General features: G+C 40.0%; 1 protein-coding gene. It reads left to right on the top strand.

Going from position 1 to position 250, the window contains the following annotated elements; translation table 11 throughout:
• Positions 1 to 22: 22 nt before the first annotated feature.
• Positions 23 to 250, top strand: a 228-nt coding sequence (locus tag L9G74_RS24485; protein ID WP_238898854.1) for a hypothetical protein, incomplete at its 3' end; no start/stop codon positions are given.

The following is a 250-nucleotide window of genomic DNA, read 5'->3' as shown; positions in this document are numbered from 1 at the left end:
CAAAAAACTTATGGAGGACGAATTGGGGAAAGTAAATCTTTTGAAAAAAATTCCAAGCAATGAGATTCAAAGAGGATTACCTGACTTGGGATATGATGTCTCCCTAGATGGAGGCTCAGAGCATACAAATAAACCAGTGGCAGCCTTAAATCAGCACACGGACATCTTCGCGTCTTATTTATCGGGATCAGTGTATTCTCAGGGTTCCAAGAGCTTGAATCATTCTGAAGAATATGATCTTGAATCTGTC

This window comes from Shewanella electrica (assembly GCF_022321485.1).
GTDB classification, from domain to species: Bacteria; Pseudomonadota; Gammaproteobacteria; order Enterobacterales; family Shewanellaceae; genus Shewanella; species Shewanella electrica.
Note: the sequence above shows the minus strand (reverse complement) of the source record. Positions and strands in the feature narration are given on the sequence as shown.